The organism is Burkholderia sp. Ac-20392 (genome assembly GCF_017104585.1).
Classification (GTDB): domain Bacteria; phylum Pseudomonadota; class Gammaproteobacteria; order Burkholderiales; family Burkholderiaceae; genus Burkholderia; species Burkholderia lata.
The window spans coordinates 1-5,864 of the sequence record NZ_JAAGPB010000511.1; the positions used below are offsets into that span (position 1 = coordinate 1).

A 5,864-nucleotide genomic window follows, 5' to 3' on the forward strand; every position below is an offset into this window, starting at 1 on the left:
CGCGCACGAGCTGGACGATCGCCAGGTTGAAACGGTACGACGCGTCGTCGGGCGCCAGCTCGCTCGCACGCGCCGCGTAGCGCTCGGCGTCGTCCCAGCGCTGCGCCTCCTTCATCGCCAGCGCGACGTTGTTCATCGCGAGTGCGTTGTCGGGCGCGAGCTCGATGAGCCGCGCGGCGCACGCGAGCGCGGCGTCCAGGTCGTGCGTCGCGATCCGCGCGACGACGAGGTTGATCCACGCCTGCACGTCGCGTGGATCGAAACGCACGGCCGCTTCGAGCAGCGTGATCTCCTCCGCTCGGTCGCTGCCCGACAGCCGCAGCGCGATCGCGAGGTTGTTGCGCAGCGATGGCCGGTCGGCATCGAGCGCCAGTGCCGCGCGATACGGCGCCACGGCGTCCGCGTGCCGGCCCGCCATCTGCAGCGCGTAGCCGTGATTGAAGTACGCAGTCGCGCCCGGCTGCACGCGCACCGCGCATTCGGCGAGCGCGATCGCATCGGCCGTACGCTGCCGCGAGACAAGTACGCCGGTGAGTTGCGCGAGCGCATCGGCGTCGACCGCATGCAGATGCGCGGCGGCGGCGAGCCACAGATCGTGCGCGGCGTGCTCGCCGCGCGCCTGCGCATCGGCGGCCTGCCCGAGCAGCGCGAGGAAAGGCGGAAGCAGCGGAATGAGGATATCGGTCGGATCGTCCATGCAGTCGGGATCGGCTAGCGGTGGCGCGGCACGCGTCACGCGCACCGCAATACGCGCATCTTAACGCCCACGCAAAGCCACGCGGCACACGCGTCGCAAGAGGCCCCTCGCGGCCGCCCGCCGCACGCCGGTCACGCCCGCGCAGGCCGCAAGAACGGGGCCGACGGTGCGCCCGCCCGCGTTCCGGCCGCATCCGCTCGCCGATCCGGTAAAATTACGCGTTTCAGCACACTAACAAGCCGCGCCGCCGCGCGAGCCGACCCTCCGGGCCCCGCCCGGAGCGCCGCCCGCAACGGAGCGCCAGCGCCACGAAGGCTCTTCATGCTTACGTTTCAGCAAATCATCCTGACGCTGCAGTCCTACTGGGACAAGCAGGGTTGCGCCCTGCTCCAGCCGATCGACATGGAAGTCGGCGCGGGTACGTCGCACGTCCACACGTTCCTGCGCGCGATCGGTCCCGAGCCGTGGCGCGCCGCGTACGTGCAGCCGTCGCGCCGCCCGAAGGACGGCCGTTACGGCGAGAACCCGAACCGCCTGCAGCACTACTACCAGTACCAGGTCGTGCTCAAGCCGGCGCCGGAAAACATCCTCGACCTGTACCTCGGCTCGCTCGAGGCGCTCGGCTTCGACCTGAAGCAGAACGACGTGCGCTTCGTCGAGGACGACTGGGAAAACCCGACGCTCGGCGCGTGGGGCCTCGGCTGGGAAGTGTGGCTGAACGGGATGGAAGTCACGCAGTTCACGTATTTCCAGGAAGTCGGCGGCCTCGAATGCAAGCCGGTGCTCGGCGAGATCACGTACGGCCTCGAGCGCCTCGCGATGTACCTGCAGAAGGTCGAAAACGTGTACGACCTCGTGTGGACCGAGTGGGAAGAGCAAGGCCCGAACGGCCCCGAGCTGCGCCGCCTGTCGTACGGCGACGTCTACCACCAGAACGAGGTCGAGCAATCGACCTACAACTTCGAGCACGCGAACGTCGACCTGCTGTTCACGTTCTTCAACAGCTACGAAGCGGAAGCGAAGAAGATGATCGACGCGCAGCTCGCGCTGCCCGCGTACGAGCTCGTGCTGAAGGCCGGCCACACGTTCAACCTGCTCGACGCACGCGGCGCGATCTCGGTGACCGAGCGCGCAGCGTACATCGGCCGCATCCGCGCGCTGTCGCGTCTCGTCGCACAGGCTTATTACGACTCGCGCGAGAAGCTCGGCTTCCCGATGCTCGGCAACCCGCCGGGCGTGCCGGGCCTCACCACCGACGCCCAGGACGCCGCACAGCCGGCGTGGGCGCCGCCGCTCAAGGTCGAACGCAAGATCGATCAGGACTGACGAGACGAGATTCATTCCAATCATGACGCACAATCATCCCGCCCCCCTGCTCGTCGAACTGCTGACCGAAGAGCTGCCGCCGAAGGCCCTCGCGCGCCTCGGCGACGCATTCGCCGAAGGTCTTGCGCAACGCCTCGCGGCGCGCGACCTCGTCGAAGGCGAACTCGTGTTCGAACGCTACGCCACGCCGCGCCGCCTCGCCGTCGTCGTGCAGAACGTACGCGCCGTCGCCCCTGAAAAGCAGGTCCGCGAAAAGGTCCTGCCCGTGTCGGTCGCGCTCGACGCCGAAGGCAAGCCGACCGCCCCGCTCGCGAAGAAGCTCGCGGCGCTGGGCCATCCGAACCTGTCGATCGCCGATCTCGAGCGCGCACAGGACGGCAAGGCCGAAGCGTTCTTCATCAACTATTCGGCAGCCGGCGCGACGCTCGCCGACGGCCTGCAGGCCGCGCTCGACGAAACGCTCGCGAAGCTGCCGATCCCGAAGTTCATGACCTACCAGCGCCCGGACGGCTCCGACGTGAAGTTCGTGCGCCCGGTGCATCGCCTGACGGTGCTGCATGACGACCGCATCGTGCCCGTCACCGCGTTCGGCATCGACGCCGGCGACACGACGCTCGGCCACCGCTTCCTGTCCGACGGCCTCGTCGCGATCCAGCATGCGCGCGCATACGCCGACACGCTGCGCGACAAGGGCCACGTGATCGCGCACTTCGCCGATCGCCGCGAAACGATCCGCACGCAGCTGAACGAACACGCGAACGGCGATACCGTCGTGATGCCCGAGTCGCTGCTCGACGAAGTGACCTCGCTGGTCGAATGGCCGGTCGTCTACCCGTGCCGCTTCGAGGACGAATTCCTGCAGGTCCCGCAGGAATGCCTGATCCTCACGATGCAGACGAACCAGAAGTATTTCGCGCTGACCGACGTCGGCGGCAAGCTGCGCTCGCGCTTCCTGATCGTGTCGAACATCGAGACGAAGACGCCGGGCGAGATCATCGAAGGCAACGAGCGCGTCGTGCGCCCGCGCCTCGCCGATGCGAAGTTCTTCTTCGAGCAGGACAAGAAGAAGCCGCTCGCCGACCGCGTGCCGCAGCTCGCGAACGTCGTGTATCACAACAAGCTCGGTTCGGCGCTCGCGCGCGTCGAGCGCCTCGAGGCGCTGGCCGGCGAGATCGCGCCCGCGATCGGCGCCGACGCCACGCTCGCGAAGCGCGCCGCGCGTCTCGCGAAGGCCGACCTGCTGACCGACATGGTCGGCGAGTTCCCGGAACTGCAGGGCACGATGGGCACGTACTACGCGCGCCACGACGGCGAAGCCGACGACGTCGCGCTCGCGTGCGCCGAGCACTACCAGCCGCGCTTCTCCGGCGACGCACTGCCGACCACGCCCGTGTCGACCGCCGTCGCGCTCGCCGACAAGCTCGAGACGATCGTCGGGATCTGGGGCATCGGCCTCGCGCCGACCGGCGAGAAAGATCCGTTCGCGCTGCGCCGCCACGCGCTCGGCGTGCTGCGCCTGCTGCTCGAGAAGCAGCTGCCGCTCGATCTCGTGTCGCTGCTGCGTACGGCCCATGCACGCTTCGAAGGCGTGCCGGGCGTGGCCGAATCGACCGATGCGATCCTCGCGTTCTTCATGGATCGCCTGCGCGGCCTGCTGCGCGAGCGCGGCTATTCGGCCGGTGAAATCGACGCGGTGCTGAGCCTGAACCCGACGCGCGTCGACGATCTCGTCGCGCGCCTCGACGCGGTGCGCGAATTCACGCGCCTCGCGGAAGCCGAAGCGCTCGCGGCCGCGAACAAGCGGATCTCGAACATCCTGAAGAAGTCGGAAGGCGGCGCGAACGGCACGGTGCAGCCGTCGCTGCTCGTCGAGGCGGCCGAGAAGGCGCTCCACGAACAGCTCGCGGCCGTGACGCCGCACGTGCAGTCGCAGCTCGAGGCGCGTGCGTACACGGGCGCGCTGTCGGCGCTCGCCGCGCTGCGCGCACCGGTCGACACGTTCTTCAACGACGTGATGGTCAACGCGGAAGATCCGGCACTGCGCGCGAACCGTCTCGCCCTGCTGTCCGCGCTGCACCAGCAGATGAACTGCGTCGCCGACATCTCGAAGCTCGCCGCATAAGGGCCGCACGATGCCGACCAGCCCCAACCGAAAGCTCGTCGTCCTCGACCGGGACGGCGTGATCAACGTCGATTCGGACGCGTTCATCAAGACGACCGACGAATGGATCGCGCTGCCCGGCGCCCTCGAGGCGATCGCCCGGCTCAACCACGCGGGTTATCGCGTGGTCGTCGCGACCAACCAGTCCGGCATCGGTCGCGGGCTGTTCGACATGGCCACGCTCAACGAGATGCATCTGAAGATGCATCGCGCGGCGGCCGCGGTCGGCGCACGTATCGATGCCGTGTTCTTCTGCCCGCACACGGCCGAGGATCACTGCGACTGCCGCAAGCCGAAACCCGGCATGATGCAGATGATCACCGAGCGCTTCGAGATCGATCCCGATCACACGCCGGTCGTCGGCGATTCGCTGCGCGACCTGCAGGCCGGCGTCGCGGTCGGCTTCCAGCCGCACCTCGTGCTCACCGGCAAGGGCAAGAAGACGCTCGCCGCCGGCAACCTGCCGCCCGGCACGAAGGTCCACGACGACCTGCGCGCATTCGCGCTCGATTTCCTTTCACACGAACACGAGTGATGCAGCCGCCGCGCGCATCCTCCCTAACGCCAGACTTACGCCGATGCGCTTCGTCCGCTCCCTGCTGCTGCTGATCTACTTCATCCTGTACACGGTGCCGTACGCCACCGCGTGCTTCATCGCCTTTCCGTTCATGCGCTCCGACGCGCGCTACTGGATGGCGGCCGGCTGGTGCAAGTCGACGCTGTGGGTCGTGCGCTGGCTGAACGGCATCCGCTACCGGATCGAAGGGTACGAGAACCTGCCCGACGGCCCGGCGGTGCTGCTGTCGAAGCACCAGTCCGCGTGGGAGACGCTCGCGTTTCCGGCGCTGATGCCGAGGCCGCTTTGCTACGTGTTCAAGCGCGAGCTGCTGTACGTGCCGTTCTTCGGCTGGGCGCTCGGGATGCTGCACATGGTCAACATCAACCGCAAGGAAGGCAAGAACGCGTTCACTTCCGTGATCCGCCAGGGCAAGAAGCGCCTGTCGGAAGGCGCATGGATGATCATGTTCCCGGAAGGCACGCGCACGCCGGTCGGCAAACAGGGCAAGTACAAGACGGGCGGCGCGCGCTTCGCGATCGAAACCGGCGCACCCGTCGTGCCGATCGCGCACAATGCAGGTCGGGTGTGGCCGCGCAATTCGTTCACGAAATTCCCGGGCGTCGTCACCGTGTCGATCGGCAAGCCGATCCCCAGCGAAGGGTTGACGCCCGATGCATTGAACTCGCAGGTCGAAGCATGGATCGAAGCGGAAATGCGCCGGATCGATCCCGATTCGTATCGCCAGGCGGGCAATGCCGGCACGCGCGATGCCGCGCGTGTCTGACGCCCCCAGGTTGCAGCCGTTGCGTACGACAAAAAGAAGCGAACTGATGAAACAGCGTCCGCGGCCACCGCAGGTCGCAGCATGGCGCGAAGCGGAAATGCGCCGGATCGATCCGGATTGGTGTCCCCAGCCGGGCAGTGCCGGCACGCGCCATGCCGCGCGTGTCTGACGCCCCCAGGTTGCAGCCGTTGCGTACGACAAAAAGAAGCGAACTGATGAAACAGCGTCCGCGGCCACGACCTGCCGTCGTGGCCCTCGATCATCGCCAGCTGGACCTGCCGCTCTTCGACGGGCCGGCCGCCGCACCGTCGGCGCCCGCCGCGCCGCCCGAAGCGGC

Annotated in this window: 4 protein-coding genes and 3 pseudogenes; 6 read left to right on the plus strand and 1 reads right to left on the minus strand. The window is 67.9% G+C overall.

Going from position 1 to position 5,864, the window contains the following annotated elements; translation table 11 throughout:
• Positions 1 to 697 (minus strand): annotated as a pseudogene (locus G3N99_RS33405) (hypothetical protein); the annotation flags it as partial.
• 321 nt (positions 698 to 1,018) lie between these two features.
• Between G3N99_RS33405 and glyQ the strand changes: the two are divergent.
• The 6 genes and pseudogenes from glyQ to G3N99_RS33430 all read left to right on the plus strand — a co-directional run.
• The gene (gene glyQ / locus G3N99_RS33410) at positions 1,019 to 2,023 is read left to right on the plus strand and encodes a glycine--tRNA ligase subunit alpha (RefSeq protein WP_174940253.1); all 1,005 of its coding nucleotides are present in this window, start codon (positions 1,019 to 1,021) and stop codon (positions 2,021 to 2,023) included.
• 22 nt (positions 2,024 to 2,045) lie between these two features.
• The gene (gene glyS / locus G3N99_RS33415; protein ID WP_174940251.1) at positions 2,046 to 4,145 is read left to right on the plus strand and encodes a glycine--tRNA ligase subunit beta; all 2,100 of its coding nucleotides are present in this window, start codon (positions 2,046 to 2,048) and stop codon (positions 4,143 to 4,145) included.
• A gap of 10 nt (positions 4,146 to 4,155) precedes the next feature.
• Positions 4,156 to 4,719, plus strand: a complete 564-nt coding sequence (gmhB, locus tag G3N99_RS33420) for a D-glycero-beta-D-manno-heptose 1,7-bisphosphate 7-phosphatase (protein WP_174940249.1) — start codon at positions 4,156 to 4,158, stop codon at positions 4,717 to 4,719.
• Positions 4,720 to 4,762: 43 nt separating this feature from the next.
• Complete coding sequence (locus tag G3N99_RS33425; protein WP_011353136.1) at positions 4,763 to 5,527, plus strand: lysophospholipid acyltransferase family protein; 765 nt, start codon at positions 4,763 to 4,765, stop codon at positions 5,525 to 5,527.
• Positions 5,528 to 5,600: 73 nt separating this feature from the next.
• Positions 5,601 to 5,696: pseudogene (locus G3N99_RS42620) on the plus strand (1-acyl-sn-glycerol-3-phosphate acyltransferase); the annotation flags it as partial.
• A gap of 46 nt (positions 5,697 to 5,742) precedes the next feature.
• Positions 5,743 to 5,864, plus strand: a pseudogene (locus G3N99_RS33430) (metal-dependent hydrolase); the annotation flags it as partial.